Genomic DNA, 20,455 nt, shown 5'->3' with positions numbered 1-20,455 from the left:
CATCATTTTTGTTCACTATTTGTGATGGATGAAATAAATAAGAGAATTAGAACTTCATTGGTCAAAGTACCTTCCTTTCATAATATTATTTTTATTGTATGCGCATACAAATGGATTTGTCAAACTTATTTCTGTTTGCTATTTTTGAATTTGTTATTATACAATTGCGCTTTTGCCAGCGCCTCAGCATCGTTCTTGATTTCATCTAGTCCATTCGCATCCCCAATAATATACCCTTCAAATGATGAGCCAACAAAATCAAAGATATATTGAAACTGGGCGATAAGCGGCAATGCTTTCAGTTTTGGATTGTCTCCGCCAACGATGACAACGTACATTTTTTTGCCTTTCATTTTTTCTTTGAAATGAAGAGATGTATCACGCAAGCTTTGTGACCAGCGATCAACGAAGTTCTTCATGTGGCCGCTCATTCCGTACCAGTATAGCGGTGTAGCGAAGATAATCGTGTCGTGCTCTAGCATGCGTTTGGTTAACTGCTCGTAGTCATCATTTACAGGTTGAAACCCTTCTGCATCATGGCGCTGATCTATGATTGGGTGGACGATATGATCACGCAAGTAAATTTGTTCTGTTTCAATTCCATCAATCACCATATGTGTTAAAGCTTCTGTATTTCCGTTTGGTCTTGAACTGCCATGTATAACAAACATGTAATCATCTCTTTTCTTTTGCTTGTTTTAGGAGTGAAACGTGTTTTTGTAAATTTGTTTGAATGTTGGAAAGTAATGTGATTTGCTTCGTTACCTCACCAAGTTTGTCTTCGTAAAGTGCAAGGATACTACTACACGGATTTTCGTAAAGATGCGGCTCAATTTCAAGGCAACGTAGCATTCGTTCTGTTTCTTCTAAATTTAAGCCGAGCTGTAAATACATTTGAATCAGCTCTACTTTTTCGATTGCACTTTCATCAAAATCACGGTAGCCATTTGCTAGGCGTTTCGAAGGGAGTAATCCCTTTTCCTCATAATGTCTTAGTGCCCTTTCGCTAACCCCAGTTTCTTTTGATAACTCTCCAATTCGCAATGCGTTTCACTCCTTTTACATGTATTGTAAACCTTCACGCTAATGTAAAGGTCAACTCTGTTTTTTCGCAAAAGAATCTACGTGTTTTAAAAAGACTTGAATAGCTTTAGACGAGATAAAATATTTGCCGCGCACGATGGAGAATGGACGGATTAGCTCTTCGTTCGGAACGGGGATGTGGAATATTTCTTGTGCCAACAGTTCTTTTCGAACAGTCCAATCTGAAAGGATAGCGATGCCAAGACCGGCTGCAACGGCTTCCTTCACGCTTTGAATACTGCTAAATGTAAAGAAACGTTTCATTTTTAAATGATGTTGGTGTATAAAACGATCGCTATAGGCACGTGTGCCAGAGCCACTTTCCCTTAATACCCAGACTTGGTCTTGCAATGTATTTTCGTTAATCCCCTTGATATGGAGCAATGGATGGTTTGGCGGGACTACGAGTTTCATTTCATCTTGCATAAAAGTTTCAACGTCTACGTCAGCGTATACGACTTGGCCTTCCACTAAGCCGATATCAATTTGATTAGAGCGAAGGCTTTGCAAAACTTCTTCCGTATTGGAGATAAATGTATGAACTTCGACGTGTGGATTTTCATTCGCATAGTTAGCGAGTATTTTTGGAAGCAAATATTCACCAATTGTAAAGCTAGCGCCGATTCGCAGCGTTCCTGTTACGACATTGTGCAATTCATTAATTTCTTGTTTTGCATCTTCATAAAGTGAAAGCATTTGCTTTGCGTGTATGTATAATATGTTTCCAGCTTCCGTAACTTGGACGTGCTTGGGGGAGCGCTGAATAAGTGTAGTTCCAAATTCATTTTCCAAGTTGCGAATGTGCATGCTTACGCCAGGTTGTGAAAGGTTTAATAATTCCGCAGCACGCGAAAAATGTTTTTGTTCAACGACAGTAACAAAGATTTTCAAAATGTCGACGTTCATTTGTTAGGCTCCTTTATTTTTGTTTTTATTTTATCATAAGTATTTCTGATGATAGAGATTCAATATTGATATTAAACTTATTATTAAAACTCTCTTATAATGTAACTAGAAAGAACATGCATGTTCCAATATGATTATTGGGGTGGTACAAGGTGGAACAAACACTTGTTATACAAAAGAAGAAGGGCTTTGGATTTTCGCAAGGTATTGGGATTACGTTATTAATCGCCATTGTCGCGAAATATTTAGCAGAGCTTCCATTTTTAAATATTATGGGACAATTAGTAATCGCTATTCTAATCGGGATGGTTTGGCGCGCCGCAATCGGGATTCCTCAAGAAGCGATAGCGGGAACGAACTTTGCGAGTAAGAAGTTGCTTCGCTTCGGAATTATCTTACTTGGAATGCGGTTAAATCTTGTAGATATTGCAAAGGCGGGACCGAAAGTATTGGTTATCGCAGCGGTTGTTATTACATTTACAATTTTCGTTGTATATGGACTAACGAAAGTATTTAAAGTAGAAAAGAAACTTGGGATTTTAACAGCATGCGGGACTGCAATTTGCGGCGCGGCAGCGGTCGTAGCAATTGCACCCCAAGTGAAAGCGAAGGATGAGGAAACAGCAGTCGGCGCAGCGATTATTGCAATTTTAGGTACAATATTTACACTTATTTATACGCTATTATACCCAGTGCTTGGCTTCTCACCGTACGGTTACGGTGTATTCTCAGGTGCGACGCTGCATGAGATTGCCCATGTCATCGCAGCTGCGGCACCAGGAGGAAGTACTGCTGTAGACATCGCAGTTATCGTGAAATTAACGCGCGTTGCAATGCTTGTGCCAGTAGCGATTTTAATTGGATTATGGTTTGGTAAGAGCGAGGAAAGCAAGGAAAAAAAATCGTGGCGCGACCTTCCGATTCCTTGGTTCATCTTTGGATTTTTAGCAATGAGTGCGGTGCATTCGATTGGGATTATCCCAGAAGTTGTTGCTGGATATATTGTAGTCATTGCGTACATGCTTATTGCAATGGCGATGGCAGGACTCGGTTTAAATGTAGAGTTTAAAACGTTCCGCAAATTAGGAAGCAGAGCATTTGTGGCAGGGCTGATTGGCTCGGTTTGCTTATCTGTTCTTGGGTACGTTCTTGTATATGCATTAGGATTTATGTAGTAGCAAAGAGGCATCTTATAGATGTCTCTTTTTTTTACCTTTTTTTGTAAAGGTTTCTTTACTTGCAATTGGAAAATATTTATAATTAAAGTAAAGATATCTTTACTTTCGAAGGTGGAGCCTATGGGTGTGAAAAATAAAATTAAGGAATTACGAAAACAACATCATATAACGCAAGTGGAAATGGCGAAGGCGATGCAGGTGACGCGGCAGACGATTGTGGCGATTGAAAACCATCATTATAATCCGAGTCTAGAGCTATCCCTAAAAATCGCCAAATATTTTGGGATGAAGGTGGAGGAAATATTTACGCTGGAGTAAGGGGAGAGAAAATGAACGACACTAAAAAGTTGTATATCGCTACTGTCTTAGGATTATGTGGAGGAGACGTTTTAGTTCGTATTATGGACCCATCTATACCAATGTTACCGCTAATAGTTAGTAACATTTTAGCAATTTTACTTTTAACAGTTTATGTGTATTACAAAAAGCGGAAGTACAAAAAAGAAGAACTTCAAGATATAGATGAGCGAGTAAATGAAAATATAAAAAGGCATGTAAATGTCTCGCTTATATTCGCATTTGTCCTTCTTATTGTTTACATTGGTGCGAGCAAAATTGTAGGCAGAGATGTCATACCTACGCCAGAAATATTTATTATATGTAGTTTCTTATTTGCTGGTAGTCTCATCATAGGAGTAATGGCGGGGAAACGAGCATAGCGATAGGAGGAATGAAAATGCAAGATGAGTTTGAGAGATTCCAGTCAGATAAAGCGTTTAAATATGTAGGGTTGTTTTTAACAATGAGTTTAGCGGTATGGAGTTTATACAATTTAATTGTTTATGGAAATGCGGGCATGCCGTTTGTTTTATTTGTATTAGGACAGTTTGTTTATTTCTTTGTGAACTATTGGCCGAAATGGAAATATAGAAATCAAAAAGAGGCTGATCATGTATGAGTAAGCAAGCGGTTATGAGGTTTGTAGGGAGCTTATCTTTAGCAGGGCATCAACGAGTGTATTAGCAACAAGGGAAATCAAATAAATATATAAAGGGGAAACGGGATGGGGTTAGCGGTGTTATGTGTTGCGACGGCTATATTTGCACTTTTGTGGGGGATGCAAAACTTCTCTCGTAATCCAGTGCCAAGTGTATGTATTATGATTGGCGCTGTAGGTTTATCATACTATTTATTAGTTTTAGCGCATTATCATAAAACAGCAACAAGTGTTGTTGTTGGGGCAATTATTTTATCTTGTGGGCGTGCTGTACAAAAGGGGTTATTTCCATAAAAGCTGTTTATACAAAAGGTATAAACAGCTTTTTGTATTTTTTTACAAAAGTCTTGAAAGTTACGTAACGTCATCTTTTATAATGAAGGGGAAGAGGTGATGGTAGTGATTTCAATACAACAATTGACAAAAGAGACAGGGATAACAGTACGTACATTACGTTATTATGATCAAATAGATTTATTAAAGCCAAGCGGGAAAACGGAGGGTGGACATCGGTTATATAGTGAAACTGATGTCATTCGACTACAGCAAATTTTATTTTTAAAAGAAATGGGTTTTTCATTAAAAGAGATTACGAATGTGTTAGTAACGGATGAGCTCAATTTAAAAGTATCGCTTGAAAAGCAACTTAAGTTTGTACAAGAAGAACAGAAAAAATTTAATCGAATGGAACGTATTTTACAAGCAGTTGTTTATTCAGTAGATGTAGAAGGGGAACTGGATTGGAAAGTTATGTTTGAACTCATTCAGCTTTCGAAACAGTCTCCGCGAATACGTGAGATGTTTCAAAATGAAGTTTTTTCTAAGGGAGAACAAAAGTTGCTTCATAATTTGCCGAACATGAGCGAAGAAGATCCAAATGTTTTAGAGTGGATAGATTTATTAAAAAAATTGCGTAACTTTATGAAAGACGGTAAGGAAGCATCGTGTGATGAGGTACAAGGTGCAACAAAGAAATTAATGCAGAAATGTTTAGAGATGGCCAATGGTGATGAAGCATTTTTAGATAAATTGTGGGAAGTAAGAAAGTCAAAAGAAGATTCACAGAAAATGAGTATGTATCCAATTGAGGAAGAGCTTCTAGTATATATGGATGAGGCTTTTCGTATATATGATGAAAGGGAGAGGGATAAATGAGTATACTCGCAGAATATCGATGGTACTTTTTAATTGGTGCAGAGATTGTATTTTGGCTATCAGCTATCGGATTCTTTTTACTAAGGTATGGATTTCGCTTGAAAAAGGCGAGCTTTATTATGGGGATTGTGCTGCTCATAAATGAAGTGTTTATTTTAACTTTAGGGGTAGTGGACTATTATCAAACAGGGAAGTTCTCTAATTTTCAAATCATTACGGTAATCATTTTATTATATGCAGTTTTTTATGGGAAAAAGGATTTGAAGAAATTAGATATATATGTACAAAAATTAGTTGCGAAGTGGCGGAATGAACCGGCGCCTATTATCGAAGAACCACTTGAAGTAACAGGTATGGCGCATGCGAAGCAGGAAATAAAAAATTGGGTTTTACATCTTATTTTGTTTGTTGCTGTTCATATATTCTTTTTCTTCATGTATGGGCTTATTCCGGTAGAACAGTGGGGGAATTGGTTAGAGTCAGGAATCGTTTTAAATAAAACGGCAAGCCGTGTAAGCCAAGTATGGGCTATTATTCTTTTAGCGGATACTGCGATTTCATTTTCATATGTTATTTTTCCGAAGAAGGAGAAAGGAAACAAGAAGCTACTTTCATAGAGGAAAGTAGCTTTTTCTAGTATACCAATAGTTTGTATAGGAGAGGATAACAATAGGAAAAAGAGCAGGTTTTATATGTCTATTTCTCTTTATTTTAGTAGCTTGTTCACAACCTAACAGTGCAATTGATAAGAAGAATGATGTCGTTGCGAAGGGGGCAGAAATTTCTAATCTAGATAAATTCGAAAAGTTCGTTTTGAATGTGGAACAAGGGGAAGTTGATAAAATAAGAATTGTACATTATACACATGAAGGTGATCCTGTTTTTCAAACGTTAGAGCATAGTGGGACAAATATACTTCATGTGTTTGATAATAGGCAAGATCAATTTGCTGGTGACCATAAAGGGTTACATAAAGATAGTTGTAAAAGGATTGTTAAAGAGCAACGTGAATCAGAAACGGCATATAGGTTAATAGATTGTACGAATGAAAATGGGCGCAATGGATATGACTTATTATATGTACTTAAAAAATAGAGTTAGTAGAGGAAGGAAGTATTTATTCCTTCCTTTTTTATGTATATATTGTCGAAAGTTTTACCGAATATCTGTTCGTTTTTTTAGGTTTTTTATGAGCATTCGTGGTAAAATAATAATACAGATTTTTATGAGGAGGTCGGTTTTTAGTTGGAACATCCATTTGAAATTATCTCAGAGTATTCCCCGCAAGGTGATCAGCCGGGAGCGATAGAGAAGCTTGTAGAGGGAATTAATAGTGGTAAGAAAAAGCAAGTGTTGCTTGGAGCAACAGGAACGGGTAAGACATTTACGATTTCAAATGTCATTAAAGAAGTGCAGAAACCAACACTTGTAATGGCTCATAATAAAACGTTAGCAGGACAGTTATATAGTGAGTTGAAAGATTTCTTTCCTAACAATTCTGTTGAGTATTTTGTTAGTTATTACGATTATTACCAGCCGGAAGCGTACGTACCACATACGGATACATTTATTGAAAAAGATGCACAAATTAATGATGAAATCGATAAATTACGTCACTCGGCAACGTCTTCTTTATTTGAACGAGATGATGTTATTATCGTTGCGAGTGTGTCGTGCATATACGGTTTAGGTTCTCCGGAAGAATACCGCGAGTTAGTTGTTTCACTTCGAGTTGGTATGGAAAAGGACCGTAATCAATTGCTTCGTGAACTTGTTGATGTACAGTATGGACGTAATGATATTGATTTCAAGCGTGGTACATTCCGTGTGCGCGGAGATGTAGTTGAAATCTTCCCGGCATCACTCGACGAACATTGTATTCGAATTGAATTTTTCGGTGATGAAATAGATCGTATTCGAGAAGTAAATGCATTAACGGGTGAAGTATTAGCAGAACGTGATCATGTAGCAATCTTCCCGGCATCTCACTTCGTTACACGTGAAGAAAAGTTGAAGGGCGCTATTGAAAATATTGAAAAAGAATTAGAAGAACGTTTAAAAGAATTAAATGATAACGGTAAATTGTTAGAAGCGCAGCGCATAGAACAACGTACACGCTATGATTTAGAAATGATGCGTGAGATGGGCTTTTGTTCAGGGATTGAAAACTATTCCCGTCATTTAACACTTCGTCCAGCAGGTTCAACACCGTATACGCTTTTAGATTATTTTCCAGAGGATTTCTTAATTGTTATGGATGAGTCGCACGTATCGGTGCCGCAAGTAAGAGCGATGTATAACGGAGACCAAGCGCGTAAGCAAGTGCTTGTGGATCATGGATTCCGTCTGCCGTCAGCTTTAGATAATAGACCGCTTACGTTTGATGAGTTTGAAGAGAAAACGAATCAAGTTATTTACGTTTCGGCAACGCCAGGACCGTACGAGTTAGAGCAGGCACCGGGAGTAATAGAACAAATTATTCGTCCAACAGGGCTGTTAGATCCACCAATTGATATACGACCAATTGAAGGTCAAATTGACGATTTATTGGGAGAGATTCAAGACCGCATTGCAAAAAATGAACGTGTATTAATTACGACTTTAACGAAAAAGATGTCAGAGGATTTAACGGATTACTTAAAAGATGTAGGGATTAAAGTGAACTACCTTCACTCTGAAATTAAAACGTTAGAACGTATTGAAATTATCCGTGACCTTCGCCTTGGTAAGTTTGATGTACTTGTCGGTATTAACTTATTACGAGAAGGATTAGATATTCCGGAAGTATCACTTGTAGCTATTTTAGATGCAGACAAGGAAGGGTTTTTGCGTTCAGAACGTTCGTTAATTCAAACGATTGGTCGTGCGGCGCGTAATGAAAACGGCCGCGTTATTATGTACGCAGATCGTATAACGAGATCAATGGGAATTGCAATTGAAGAAACGCAGCGTCGTCGTACTATACAAGAAGCTTACAATGAAGAGCATGGTATCACGCCGAAAACGATTCAAAAAGGCGTTCGTGATGTAATCCGTGCAACGACAGCGGCTGAAGAACCGGAAACATATGAAGCAACTCCTGCTAAGAAGATGACGAAGAAAGAACGTGAGAAAACAATCGCTAAGATCGAAGCAGAGATGAAAGAAGCGGCAAAAGCGTTAGACTTCGAGCGTGCAGCTGAATTAAGAGATTTACTATTAGAATTAAAAGCGGAAGGGTGAAAAGAGTGAGCATGAGCAAGGATTTTATTGTTGTAAAAGGTGCTAGAGCACATAACTTAAAAAATATTGACGTAACTATTCCGAGAAATCAGCTTGTTGTTGTGACGGGATTGTCTGGTTCAGGAAAATCATCGTTAGCATTCGATACGATTTATGCAGAAGGACAGCGCAGATACGTAGAATCGTTATCTGCGTATGCACGTCAGTTCTTAGGGCAAATGGATAAGCCGGATGTTGATACGATTGAAGGTTTATCTCCAGCGATTTCAATTGATCAAAAAACGACGAGTCGTAATCCACGTTCAACTGTCGGAACAGTAACGGAGATTTATGATTATTTACGTCTATTATTTGCACGAATTGGTACACCGATTTGTCCGAATCATGGGATTGAAATTACATCACAAACAGTGGAACAGATGGTAGACCGTGTTCTTGAATATCCTGAACGTACGAAGTTGCAAGTATTAGCACCTATCGTATCAGGGCGTAAAGGTGCGCACATGAAAGTGTTAGAAGACATTAAGAAACAAGGTTATGTTCGTGTGCGTGTTGATGGTGAAATGCTAGATGTATCTGAAGAGATTACGTTAGATAAAAATAAGAAGCATTCAATTGAAGTTGTGATTGATCGTATTGTTGTGAAAGAAGGAATTGCAAGCCGTCTAGCTGATTCACTCGAAAGTGCTTTAAAGCTTGGCGGTGGCCGAGTGTTAATCGATGTAATGGGCGACGAAGAGCTTCTATTTAGTGAACATCATGCTTGTCCGCATTGTGGTTTTTCAATCGGGGAATTAGAGCCACGTATGTTCTCCTTCAATAGTCCGTTCGGCGCATGTCCTTCTTGTGATGGACTTGGCTCAAAGTTAGAGGTAGATTTAGAGCTTGTTATTCCGAACTGGGATTTATCATTAAATGAACATGCGATTGCTCCGTGGGAACCGACAAGTTCACAATATTACCCACAACTTTTACAATCTGTATGTAATCACTACGGCGTTGATATGGATATACCGGTGAAAGATATACCGAAAGATTTATTTGATAAAGTGTTGTACGGAAGCGGGGAAGAGAAGGTTTATTTCCGCTATGTGAATGAATTTGGTCAAGTAAAGGAAAATGAGATTTTATTTGAAGGTGTTATTCCGAATATCGAGCGTCGTTATCGTGAGACGAGTTCTGATTATGTTCGTGAGCAAATGGAGAAATATATGGCAGAGCAAGCTTGTCCGAAGTGTAAAGGTGGACGCTTAAAGCCCGAGAGTTTAGCTGTTTTCGTTGGTGATAAAACGATTGCTGATGTTACGAAGTATTCTGTTCAAGAAGTACAGGAATTCTTCTCGAATGTTGAGCTAACTGAGAAACAACAAAAAATTGCTCATTTAATTTTAAGAGAGATTCAAGAACGCGTAGGCTTCTTAGTGAATGTTGGCTTAGATTATTTAACGTTAAGTCGTGCTGCAGGAACTTTATCAGGTGGTGAGGCGCAGCGTATTCGTTTAGCGACACAAATTGGTTCTCGTCTTACGGGTGTACTTTACATTCTTGATGAGCCTTCTATCGGTTTGCATCAGCGTGATAATGATCGTCTTATTCGCACATTGCAGGAAATGCGTGATTTAGGAAATACGTTAATCGTTGTTGAGCATGATGAAGATACGATGATGGCTGCTGATTATTTACTTGATATCGGACCAGGTGCAGGTATTCACGGTGGTCAAGTTGTATCAGCGGGTACACCAGCTGAGGTGATGCAAGACGAGAATTCATTAACAGGGAAATATTTAAGCGGTAAAGAGTTTATTCCAGTACCACTTGAAAGACGTAAAGGTGACGGACGTAAAGTGGAGATCGTCGGTGCGAAAGAAAACAACTTGAAAAACGCGAAAATGTCATTCCCTCTAGGTACATTCGTAGCAGTAACAGGTGTATCTGGATCTGGAAAAAGTACGATGATTAATGAAGTATTATATAAAGCGTTAGCTCAAAAGCTATATAAAGCGAAAGCGAAGCCAGGGGCTCATAAAGAGATTAAGGGTCTTGAGCAGTTAGATAAAGTTATTGATATTGATCAATCACCAATCGGGCGTACACCACGTTCCAACCCAGCTACGTATACAGGTGTATTCGATGATATTCGTGATGTGTTTGCGCAAACGAATGAAGCGAAAGTACGCGGATATCAAAAGGGGCGTTTTAGCTTTAATGTAAAAGGTGGCCGTTGTGAAGCGTGCCGCGGTGATGGAATTATAAAAATCGAAATGCATTTCTTACCAGACGTGTATGTTCCGTGCGAAGTATGTCATGGTAAGCGTTATAATCGTGAAACATTAGAAGTGAAATATAAAGATAAGAACATTTCTGAAGTATTAGCAATGACGATTGAAGATGGGGTAGAGTTCTTTGCTAATATCCCGAAAATTAAGCGTAAACTTCAAACGCTTGTAGATGTAGGGCTTGGTTATATGAAATTAGGGCAACCAGCTACGACGTTATCAGGTGGTGAGGCGCAACGTGTGAAATTAGCTTCTGAATTGCACCGTCGTTCTACAGGGCGTACGTTATACATTTTAGATGAGCCAACGACTGGCTTACATGCCCATGATATTGCGCGTCTTCTAGAAGTGTTGCAACGTCTTGTTGAGAGTGGCGAGACAGTACTTGTAATTGAGCATAATTTAGATGTTATTAAAACAGCTGATTATATCATTGACCTTGGACCAGAAGGCGGGGACAAAGGTGGACAAATCGTTGCTTCCGGAACGCCAGAGCAAGTAGTGAAAGAAGAACGCTCGTATACAGGTAAGTATTTAAAAGAGATTTTAGATCGTGATAAAGCAAGAATGAAAGCGAAAATAAAAGAAGTAGAGTTATCGCAATAAGTTGTTAATAAAAACCGAGTGGGAATTACACTCGGTTTTTATTTCACTAAGGAAAACTGGTAAGGTTGTTAGTAGGTATACAAGCATAAAGGGTAGAATAAGTTGATATAAGTGTTTGTATGTTACTTGCGTTTATTATCTATTAGCGTATGATGAAATATATATGTTAAAAGGATGTGTAAAGAAATGAGATGGATTGTATCACTTCTTGTAAATAGCGTTGTGTTAATCGCTGTATCCGGACTTTTAAAAGGGGTTGCACCAGACGCATTTTACATAGCAAATATACAAACTGCAATTATTGCGAGTATTATATTGGCGATTTTAAACGTATTTGTAAAGCCGCTTTTAATTTTAATTACGCTACCAATTACTGTTGTAACTTTCGGTTTCTTCTTAATTGTTATTAATGCGATTACGTTAAAAATGGCAGATTCATTATTAGGAGATGCTTTTAATATATCAGGATTTGGTGTAGCGATTGTTGCGGCAATTTGTATTTCGATTTTTAATATGATAATTGAAAAGGCAATTGTTGAACCGTTATATGAAAAAAAGAGAAAATGACAAAAAGAAAAACATTTCATGATTCGTATGAAATGTTTTTTTCTATTTATTAGAAACCGTATTTCTTGTTTCCAGAAAAAAATGGTACAATATCCGGTAGAATGGAATTTTACATCAAATGAGACTGAACCCGCAGCGGAGTGGAGGTTTATACATATGCCAAAAGTAAGGACAAAAGATTTAATTGAACAATTTCAATTGGAGTTAGTAAGTGGTGAAGAAGGAATTCATCGTCCAATTGATACAAGTGATTTATCACGACCTGGAATTGAAATGGCAGGATTTTTTACATATTATCCAGCTGATCGTGTACAGCTTCTTGGAAAAACAGAGCTTACGTTCTTTGATACGTTAACGACAGAGCAAAAGCAAGAGAGAATGAAAGCGCTTTGTACTGAGGAGACGCCATGTATTATTGTAACTCGTAATCAAGATGTGCCGGATGAGTTATTACAAGCATCACGCGAATCAGGTGTGCCTTTATTACGTTCTTCTCAAACGACGACGAGATTATCAAGTCGTTTAACAAACTATTTAGAAGGTAAGTTAGCGCCAACAACAGCTGTTCATGGTGTGTTAGTAGATATTTATGGTGTTGGTGTTTTAATTACAGGTCAAAGTGGTGTCGGGAAAAGTGAGACAGCGCTTGAACTTGTAAAACGTGGCCACCGCCTTGTTGCGGATGATAGCGTAGAAATTCGCCAAGAAGATGAAGACACATTAGTAGGAAGCTCACCTGATTTAATTGAGCACTTATTAGAAATTCGTGGTCTAGGTATCATTAACGTAATGACGTTATTCGGTGCAGGGGCAGTACGAAATTATAAGCGTATTACACTTGTTATTAATCTTGAAATTTGGGATCAAAAGAAAAATTATGATCGCTTAGGTCTTGATGAAGAGAAGATGAAGATTATTGATACAGAACTTACGAAGATTACACTTCCAGTTCGTCCTGGTCGAAACTTGGCTGTTATTATTGAAGTAGCAGCGATGAACTTCAGATTAAAGCGTATGGGAGTCAATGCGGCACAGCAGTTCTCTGAACGATTAATGAGTGCGATTGAGTTAGGAAATCAAGAGTAGACTCTGGAGAGGGAGGTCATACATATGCTGTTAGGTTCTGTACCACAGCTTGACCGTATAGCAGTCCAACTTGGACCGTTCCCTGTTTATTGGTATGGGGTTATTATCGGTACAGGTGTGCTATTAGGTCTTTGGCTAGCGACTCGCGAGGGAGAAAGGCTAGGTATTCACAAAGATACATTTATCGATCTTGTATTAATCGCAGTACCAATTGCTATTCTTTTTGCGAGAATGTATTATGTCATTTTTGAATGGGAATATTATTCGCAAAATCCGAGTCAAATTATTAATATTCGTCAAGGTGGTTTGGCGATTCACGGTGGTTTAATCGGGGCTGTTATTACAGGGATTCTTTTTGCGAAACGACGCGGGCTTTCATTCTGGAAGTTAGCGGATATTGCTGCGCCAAGTATTTTACTAGGACAAGCAATTGGCCGATGGGGAAACTTTATGAACCAAGAGGCGCATGGTGATGAAGTAACGAGACAGTTTTTAGAAGGTCTTCATTTACCGGACTTCATTATTAATCAAATGTATATTGATGGTGTGTATTATCACCCAACGTTTTTATATGAATCATTATGGAACTTTGCAGGTGTTATTTTACTACTCGCATTACGAAAAGCGAATTTACGCCGCGGGGAACTATTCTTCACATATTTAATTTGGTATTCAGTTGGACGCTTCTTCGTAGAAGGTTTGCGTACAGATAGTTTAATGTTAGGACCACTTCGTATTGCACAAGTAATGTCTATTGGAATTGTTGTTATTTCTATCATTTTCATTATTGTGAGACGAAAGATGGGGCAAGCTGATAAAAGATATTTAGAAAATTAGAGAAAAGTAGCATCTTATATAAGATGCTGCTTCTTTCATATTCAGGTAATGAAAGGATTAAGGACAATGAAAATAAATACAGTGTTATTTGATTTAGATGGAACGTTAATTAATACAAATGAACTTATTATCTCTTCTTTTTTGCATACGTTACATACATATTACCCAAATCAATATAAGCGTGAAGATGTATTGGCATTTATCGGTCCATCTTTGCATGACACTTTTAGTAAGATGGATACAAGTAAGGTTGAAGAAATGATTGCATGTTATCGCCAATTTAATCATGAGCATCATGATGAATTAGTGGAAGAATATGAGACTGTATATGAAACTGTTCAAGAATTGAAGAAGCAGGGTTATAAAATCGGTATCGTTACAACGAAAGCGAGACAGACGGTTGAAATGGGATTAAAGCTTTCAAAACTTGATCAATTTTTTGATGTTGTCGTGACGATTGATGATGTGGAACATGTGAAACCACATCCAGAACCACTTCAAAAAGCATTGAAATTATTGGATGCAAAACCAGAAGAAACATTGATGGTTGGTGATAATCATCATGATATCGTTGGTGGACAAAGTGCAGGTACGAAAACAGTAGCGGTCTCATGGACATTGAAAGGTAGAGCGTACTTAGAAGCGTATAAACCAGATTATGTGCTAGATAAAATGAGTGATTTACTACCGATTTTATCGGGTATTAACCACGCATAAAGGTCCAAGTAATCAAGTAGGGGATATGTTTCTCTACTAACTTCAAGTGTCACTTTTTTTAGTAGAGGAGAGAGCTAAGTGCGACGGACAACGCGCTATCCTGTTTCAGGAGAGAATTCATTGTGGAATGTGTATAAAACAGTTTCTTTTTGGAAGGTAATGAAAAACTTTATTATTATCCAAATCGCACGTTACACGCCCGTTTTATCCGTGAAGAATTGGTTGTATCGCACGTTTTTGCGGATGGAGGTAGGAAAGAAAACATCGTTTGCACTTATGGTAATGCCAGATATTATGTTTCCAGAAAAGATTACTGTGGGGGACAATTCAATTATCGGCTATAATACAACGCTTTTAGCGCATGAATATTTAATTCGTGAGTATCGACTCGGAGAAATCATCATAGGGAATGAAGTTATGATTGGAGCGAATACGACAATTTTACCAGGTGTGACGATTGGAGATGGTGCTATTGTTTCTGCTGGCACACTTGTCCATAAAGATGTACCAGGTGGCGCTTTCGTAGGCGGAAATCCGATGCGTATTATTTATACGAAAGAGGAAATGGCCACTAGAGAAGGTTGATGTTAAAAATGTAACATTTCCCTTCTCTTTTTATGAATAAAAAGGAAATAATTGATTATAATATACTGTTTTGTTTTTTACGGAATCGTTTATACTTATAGATAGAAGAATGTGTGAACGAAGAAAACAAAAAACTGGAGGATATATGGGGAAAAATCAAAGAATATATAAGGAGAACGGACAAGTTATCTCTTTTAATCAATTAGCGGACTTCTTTTATAAAAAAGGGATGAGGGCTTATAAAGGGCAAAAATTGCAAGATGCAATTAAATATTTTCGAAGAGCGGCACAAAGCGAGAAGGAACCGTTTATTTTATGCCAACTAGCAATAGCATTATCTGAATCTGGTGAATATCAAGAGTCGAATCAGATATTTCTAAAGCTTGTTAGATCCAATCCGGAACTTGAGCAATGTTATTATTTTATTGCAAATAATTATGCATATATGGGCTTGTTTCAACAGGCGAAAAAGTATGCAGAGCGTTATTTAGAAGTTGCGGAAGAGAAAGAATTCGTAGAAGATACATTAGACTTGCTTGAGATTATGGAAGAAGAAGCGATGGGTGCGGAAGAGATTGAGGATGAAGATGAGCTGATTGTTATGCAGGAAGAAGCGAATCGCTACATTCGTAACGGACAATTAGAAGAGGCGATTGCTACATTAGAAGTTGTTACGAAAGAATATCCAGAATTTTGGTCGGGACATAATAATTTAGCGATTGCACATTTTCAATCAGGTAATGTAGACAGGGCGCTCAAGTTAACAGAAATGATTTTAGAGAAAAATCCTGGTAATATGCATGCGCTTTGTAATACGCTTATTTTTCTATATTCAATTGGAGAGCATAAGCAAGTAGAGTCATTAGCCGGGCAGTTAGTTTCGGTATATCCAATTTCATTTGAGCATCGTTTGAAACTTGGAACAACGCTTGCAACAATTGGTCATTTTGAACCTGCATATAAATGGTTCAGAGTATTAAAGCGTCAAGGGTACGAAGGAGATGTTAGTTTTTATTACTGGTTTGCATACTCTGCGTATATGATGAAGGAACAGCAAGTAGCTGAAAAAATGTGGCAACATGTTGTAGAATTGCATCCGGATAAAAAAGGAAAAGAACCGTGGAATGCACTGAATTTAGCAGATGAAGGACAAAATCTTTTATTTGAAGAGTTACGAAAATCATTTCAGCAAAGTACGACGCTAGAAGAGAAGATGCTAGCTTTATATTTAATGAATGAGTTGTCAACGCCAGAGAAGGTCGGATTCTTCTTTGATGTAACGCAAGCGAAAAATGGTGTTCCAATCGTATCGCAACTTGCAAAGTATTTCTTTTTACTTAATAGTCATAAAAGCATCCCAGCTGATTTACAGCAATTTGAACAGTGCGTACGAATTGCAGATGCATTATACAATTATACGAAAAAAGACGATGAATTAATCGAAGAGTGTTTAAACTTTTGGTTTTGTACGTTCATACGTTTATATACATCTGGAGCGACTTTTACAAATGTGTACGGTTGGTCAGCGGCAATTGAATACATTGTGCGCGGCGAACAAAGAAATAAGATGACACAGGCAGAGCTTGGTGATGTATATAATGTATCTGTAGCGACTGTACGAAAGTATGTGCAGGCTGTTAAGCGCACGCACACGTAGGTAGGCAAATCATTGGGAAAAAAGTGATGCTAACAGTATAATGAGGGTAACTTAATGTGTATGAATGAATGGGAGTGAATAGTGTGTCAGAAGAAAAAATTTATGATGTCATTATTATTGGGGCAGGACCAGCTGGTATGACAGCTGCGGTATATACATCTCGTGCGAATTTAAGCACATTGATGCTTGAGCGTGGTATTCCAGGTGGACAAATGGCAAATACAGAAGATGTAGAGAACTATCCAGGTTATGAGTCTATTTTAGGACCAGACTTATCAAATAAAATGTTTGAGCATGCGAAGAAATTTGGTGCTGAATATGCATACGGTGATGTAAAAGAAATCATCGATGGTAAAGAGTACAAAACAATTATTGCTGGTAAAAAAGAATATAAAACACGTGCAATTATCGTTGCAAGCGGTGCAGAGTATAAAAAGATTGGTGTGCCAGGTGAAGCAGAACTTGGCGGCCGCGGTGTATCATATTGTGCAGTATGTGATGGTGCATTCTTTAAAGGTAAAGAACTTGTTGTTATTGGCGGCGGAGATTCTGCTGTTGAAGAGGGTGTGTTCTTAACACGCTTCGCATCAAAAGTAACGATTGTTCACCGTCGTGACACTCTTCGCGCACAGAAAATTTTGCAAGATCGTGCTTTCCAAAATGAGAAAGTAGATTTCATCTGGAATCACACGATTAAAGAAATTAACGATGCAAATGGTAAAGTAGGAAGTGTAACACTTGTAGATGTAAACAGTGGAGAAGAACAAGAAGTTAAAACTGACGGCGTTTTCGTATACATCGGTATGTTACCATTATCAAAACCGTTTGTTGAGCTAGGTATTACAAATGAAAATGGTTATGTTGAAACGAACGAGCGTATGGAAACGAAAGTTCCTGGTATTTTCGCAGCTGGTGATGTTCGTGAAAAAATGCTTCGTCAAATTGTAACTGCAACAGGTGATGGTAGTATTGCAGCGCAGAGTGCACAGCATTATATAGAAGAGTTAGTAGAAGAATTAAAAACTGTAACAGAAAAATAAGGGGATTTTTCCTTTTGAGAAGAAAGCTACCGATGGGTGGCTTTCTTTTTTTGTTCAAATGTCAAACTTTTGTCAAAAATAATTAAGAATTTAATGTTTCTTATTGTTATACTAGAATTTACGGAAAAAATCACTATAAGAAATGAGGAATTTATTCAGTATGGAATGGCGTAATATATATCGTGGATTTTGTATGGGCGTTAGTGATTTAATTCCTGGTGTGAGCGGCGGAACAATCGCTGTTGTGTTAGGGATTTATGAACAATTGCTCGCAGCAATTAGCGGATTCTTTAGTCGCGAATGGAAAAAACATTTAGCATTTTTAATCCCACTTGCAGCGGGTGTAGCGGCAGCTTTTCTAACGTTAAGTCACGTTATTAAATATTTATTAGCAAATCATTATGAACCGACTCAATTTTTCTTCCTCGGTTTAATTATTAGTATATTACCGATGTTAATGAGAGAAGCGGATGCAAAGGCAACGTTTAAAGGTGGTCATATTGCCTTATTAATAATTGCGGCAATTCTTGTTGCGATAACAGCATTCTTTAAACCAGATAAGGCAGCTGATCCAATTACGACGTTAACAATTTTAAATGCAATTGGCTTATTTTTCGCAGGATGGATGGCTAGTATGGCTATGCTTCTTCCTGGAATTAGCGGATCGTTTATTTTATTAATTATTGGTGTGTACCCGACAGCAATTAACGCTTTAACTACACTCAATTTACCGTTAATCGCGGTTATTGGTGCCGGCGTTATGGTTGGATTTGTTGTAAGTAGTAAAGGAATTAGTTTTTTATTAGATCGTTATAAAAGTATGACATTTGCGGCAATTATTGGACTTGTTATCGGTTCAATTGTCATTGTGTTCCCTGGCATTCCGACTGGTGGAATTTCAATTGTAAGTTCAATTATTACTTTTATTTTAGGATTTGCGGTTGTTACTTATTTCGGTAAGAAATAAGGATTTTTCGTCCCCTTAACGGTAAAAACGTTAAGGGGATTTTTATGTGCTATTCATGGGAAGTAAGGTATTTTGATTGCTTGTTATAGAAAAAATTTTACGATTGCTTAGCGAAAGGGGACTGGCACCTTCGTTGTAGCAAACTGTTTTTGATAGTATAATGAAATGAGTATGCAGTGAGAAATTTTGCTGCAAGTAGCTGAGGTGAAGAAACATGCAAAGAGTGACAAACTGTGTGTTAATTAGAGATAATGAAGTACTCTTACTCCAAAAACCTCGCCGAAATTGGTGGGTTGCGCCAGGCGGAAAGATGGAGCGTGGTGAGACGGTAAGAGATTCCGTTGTTCGCGAGTATCGTGAAGAAACAGGTATTTATTTAAAGAACCCAGCATTAAAAGGGGTCTTCACCTTTGTCATCCAAGAAGGTGATAAGGTTGTTTCTGAATGGATGATGTTCTCCTTTTTAGCAACAGATTTTGCAGGAGAAAACAAATTAGAGAGCGAAGAAGGCATCATTGGTTGGCATACATTTGATAAAATTGATGATTTAGCAATGGCACCAGGAGATTATCACATTATTGATTATTTAATTAAAGGGAATGGTATAATCTACGGTACATTTGTATATACCCCAGATTTTGAGTTGCTTTCATATCGATTAGATCCGAGTTAAATCTGCAAGGAGAGGATACGATGACAGAGAATAATGATATAAAAATGGTAATTATTACAGGGATGTCTGGAGCTGGAAAAACGGTAGCGTTACAAAGTTTTGAAGATTTAGGATATTTTTGTGTAGATAATTTACCACCGATGTTATTGCCGAAGTTTATTGAACTTATGGCGGATTCAAAAGGTAAAATGAATAAAGTGGCACTCGGTATTGATTTACGTGGCCGAGAGTTTTTTGAGTATTTATGGGGAGCACTTGATGATTTATCAGAACGTACATGGATTATCCCTCATATTTTATTTTTAGATGCGAAAGATAGCACGCTTGTAACTCGTTATAAAGAAACGAGACGTTCGCATCCACTTGCGCCAACTGGCTTGCCGTTAAAGGGAATTGAAGCTGAGCGAGGTCTATTAACTGATATGAAGGCGCGAGCGAATATTGTGCTTGATACATCAGATTTGAAACCGAAAGAATTAAGAGAAAAAATTGTTCACATATTCTCAACAGAAACTGAGCAAGCGTTCCGTGTAAATGTTATGTCATTTGGATTTAAGTACGGAATTCCAATTGATGCTGATTTAGTATTTGATGTTCGTTTTTTACCAAATCCATACTATATTCCACATATGAAGCCATTAACAGGACTGGATGAAGAAGTTTCGTCGTATGTGTTGAAATTTAATGAGACACATAAGTTTTTAGAGAAATTGACGGATCTTATTACTTTCATGCTGCCTCATTATAAAAGAGAAGGTAAGAGTCAACTTGTAATTGCGATTGGATGTACAGGGGGACAACATCGTTCTGTTACGCTTACAGAGTACCTTGGGAAACATTTGAAACCAGAGTATAGTGTTCATGTATCTCATCGTGATGTGGAGAAGAGAAAGGGCCATTAAG

General features: G+C 37.8%; 23 protein-coding genes. 20 read left to right on the top strand and 3 right to left on the bottom strand.

From position 1 onward, the window contains the following. Window positions 1-125: 125 nt before the first annotated feature. The 3 genes from MRBLBA3_RS04395 to MRBLBA3_RS04385 are packed head-to-tail and all read right to left on the bottom strand — an operon-like array spanning window position 126 to window position 1,989. On the bottom strand, window positions 126-671 hold the full coding sequence (locus MRBLBA3_RS04395) for a flavodoxin family protein (protein WP_000497593.1): 546 nt from the start codon (window positions 669-671) through the stop codon (window positions 126-128). A 4-nt stretch (window positions 672-675) separates the two neighbouring features. Further along, the gene (locus MRBLBA3_RS04390; protein WP_001219183.1) at window positions 676-1,044 is read right to left on the bottom strand and encodes a MerR family transcriptional regulator; all 369 of its coding nucleotides are present in this window, start codon (window positions 1,042-1,044) and stop codon (window positions 676-678) included. Between the two features lie 51 nt (window positions 1,045-1,095). Beyond that, window positions 1,096-1,989, bottom strand: coding sequence for a LysR family transcriptional regulator (locus MRBLBA3_RS04385; protein WP_001100000.1), 894 nt, complete (start codon window positions 1,987-1,989; stop codon window positions 1,096-1,098). A 152-nt stretch (window positions 1,990-2,141) separates the two neighbouring features. Between MRBLBA3_RS04385 and MRBLBA3_RS04380 the strand changes: the two genes are divergently transcribed. From MRBLBA3_RS04380 to rapZ, 20 genes are all read left to right on the top strand, one after another. Then, window positions 2,142-3,164, top strand: coding sequence for a YeiH family protein (locus MRBLBA3_RS04380; protein WP_000438424.1), 1,023 nt, complete (start codon window positions 2,142-2,144; stop codon window positions 3,162-3,164). 123 nt (window positions 3,165-3,287) lie between these two features. Next, on the top strand, window positions 3,288-3,485 hold the full coding sequence (locus tag MRBLBA3_RS04375; protein WP_000538358.1) for a helix-turn-helix transcriptional regulator: 198 nt from the start codon (window positions 3,288-3,290) through the stop codon (window positions 3,483-3,485). A gap of 11 nt (window positions 3,486-3,496) precedes the next feature. After that, window positions 3,497-3,886 (top strand): hypothetical protein, encoded by a 390-nt coding sequence (locus MRBLBA3_RS04370; protein ID WP_098401636.1) that lies wholly within the window; start codon window positions 3,497-3,499, stop codon window positions 3,884-3,886. 17 nt (window positions 3,887-3,903) lie between these two features. Then, on the top strand, window positions 3,904-4,125 hold the full coding sequence (locus MRBLBA3_RS04365; protein ID WP_001150206.1) for a hypothetical protein: 222 nt from the start codon (window positions 3,904-3,906) through the stop codon (window positions 4,123-4,125). A gap of 105 nt (window positions 4,126-4,230) precedes the next feature. After that, window positions 4,231-4,458 (top strand): hypothetical protein, encoded by a 228-nt coding sequence (locus MRBLBA3_RS04360; RefSeq protein ID WP_000521907.1) that lies wholly within the window; start codon window positions 4,231-4,233, stop codon window positions 4,456-4,458. A gap of 99 nt (window positions 4,459-4,557) precedes the next feature. Next, window positions 4,558-5,319, top strand: a complete 762-nt coding sequence (locus MRBLBA3_RS04355; RefSeq protein ID WP_000260354.1) for a MerR family transcriptional regulator — start codon at window positions 4,558-4,560, stop codon at window positions 5,317-5,319. Further along, complete coding sequence (locus MRBLBA3_RS04350) at window positions 5,316-5,936, top strand: hypothetical protein (RefSeq protein ID WP_000025196.1); 621 nt, start codon at window positions 5,316-5,318, stop codon at window positions 5,934-5,936. The genes MRBLBA3_RS04355 and MRBLBA3_RS04350 overlap by 4 nt, the downstream gene beginning before the upstream one ends. Before the next feature lie 46 nt (window positions 5,937-5,982). After that, window positions 5,983-6,414 carry a DUF4362 domain-containing protein gene (locus MRBLBA3_RS04345; protein ID WP_080028963.1) on the top strand — a complete coding sequence of 144 codons (432 nt, stop codon included), beginning with the start codon at window positions 5,983-5,985 and terminating at the stop codon, window positions 6,412-6,414. Window positions 6,415-6,564: 150 nt separating this feature from the next. Beyond that, window positions 6,565-8,541: an excinuclease ABC subunit B gene (gene uvrB, locus MRBLBA3_RS04340; RefSeq protein ID WP_363379863.1), complete on the top strand. Its 1,977-nt coding sequence runs from the start codon at window positions 6,565-6,567 to the stop codon at window positions 8,539-8,541. A gap of 11 nt (window positions 8,542-8,552) precedes the next feature. Next, complete coding sequence (gene uvrA / locus MRBLBA3_RS04335; protein WP_363379905.1) at window positions 8,553-11,423, top strand: excinuclease ABC subunit UvrA; 2,871 nt, start codon at window positions 8,553-8,555, stop codon at window positions 11,421-11,423. A gap of 186 nt (window positions 11,424-11,609) precedes the next feature. Then, the gene (locus MRBLBA3_RS04330; protein ID WP_001267314.1) at window positions 11,610-11,990 is read left to right on the top strand and encodes a phage holin family protein; all 381 of its coding nucleotides are present in this window, start codon (window positions 11,610-11,612) and stop codon (window positions 11,988-11,990) included. 156 nt (window positions 11,991-12,146) lie between these two features. Next, complete coding sequence (hprK, locus tag MRBLBA3_RS04325; protein ID WP_001127254.1) at window positions 12,147-13,076, top strand: HPr(Ser) kinase/phosphatase; 930 nt, start codon at window positions 12,147-12,149, stop codon at window positions 13,074-13,076. Between the two features lie 24 nt (window positions 13,077-13,100). Then, window positions 13,101-13,913 carry a prolipoprotein diacylglyceryl transferase gene (lgt, locus tag MRBLBA3_RS04320; RefSeq protein WP_000924228.1) on the top strand — a complete coding sequence of 271 codons (813 nt, stop codon included), beginning with the start codon at window positions 13,101-13,103 and terminating at the stop codon, window positions 13,911-13,913. A gap of 66 nt (window positions 13,914-13,979) precedes the next feature. Next, window positions 13,980-14,630, top strand: coding sequence for a pyrophosphatase PpaX (ppaX, locus tag MRBLBA3_RS04315; RefSeq protein ID WP_098401638.1), 651 nt, complete (start codon window positions 13,980-13,982; stop codon window positions 14,628-14,630). Window positions 14,631-14,708: 78 nt separating this feature from the next. Beyond that, window positions 14,709-15,215, top strand: coding sequence for an acyltransferase (locus tag MRBLBA3_RS04310; protein WP_001255076.1), 507 nt, complete (start codon window positions 14,709-14,711; stop codon window positions 15,213-15,215). 145 nt (window positions 15,216-15,360) lie between these two features. Then, entirely contained in the window at window positions 15,361-16,872 is a 1,512-nt protein-coding gene (locus tag MRBLBA3_RS04305; protein ID WP_000517713.1) for a tetratricopeptide repeat protein, read from the top strand. Between the two features lie 83 nt (window positions 16,873-16,955). Continuing rightward, window positions 16,956-17,912 (top strand): thioredoxin-disulfide reductase, encoded by a 957-nt coding sequence (gene trxB, locus MRBLBA3_RS04300; RefSeq protein WP_001288070.1) that lies wholly within the window; start codon window positions 16,956-16,958, stop codon window positions 17,910-17,912. Between the two features lie 160 nt (window positions 17,913-18,072). Further along, window positions 18,073-18,879, top strand: coding sequence for a DUF368 domain-containing protein (locus tag MRBLBA3_RS04295; RefSeq protein WP_000455189.1), 807 nt, complete (start codon window positions 18,073-18,075; stop codon window positions 18,877-18,879). A gap of 214 nt (window positions 18,880-19,093) precedes the next feature. Next, window positions 19,094-19,552 carry an NUDIX hydrolase gene (locus tag MRBLBA3_RS04290; protein ID WP_001190080.1) on the top strand — a complete coding sequence of 153 codons (459 nt, stop codon included), beginning with the start codon at window positions 19,094-19,096 and terminating at the stop codon, window positions 19,550-19,552. Between the two features lie 20 nt (window positions 19,553-19,572). Further along, the gene (rapZ, locus tag MRBLBA3_RS04285; protein WP_000138460.1) at window positions 19,573-20,454 is read left to right on the top strand and encodes an RNase adapter RapZ; all 882 of its coding nucleotides are present in this window, start codon (window positions 19,573-19,575) and stop codon (window positions 20,452-20,454) included. Window position 20,455 lies beyond the last annotated feature (1 nt).

The organism is Bacillus sp. LBA3-1-1.1, assembly GCF_040676495.1.
Taxonomy (GTDB): domain Bacteria; phylum Bacillota; class Bacilli; order Bacillales; family Bacillaceae_G; genus Bacillus_A; species Bacillus_A nitratireducens.
The sequence above is the reverse complement of the archived record's forward strand: the minus strand, read 5'-3'. Positions and strand labels throughout refer to the sequence as shown.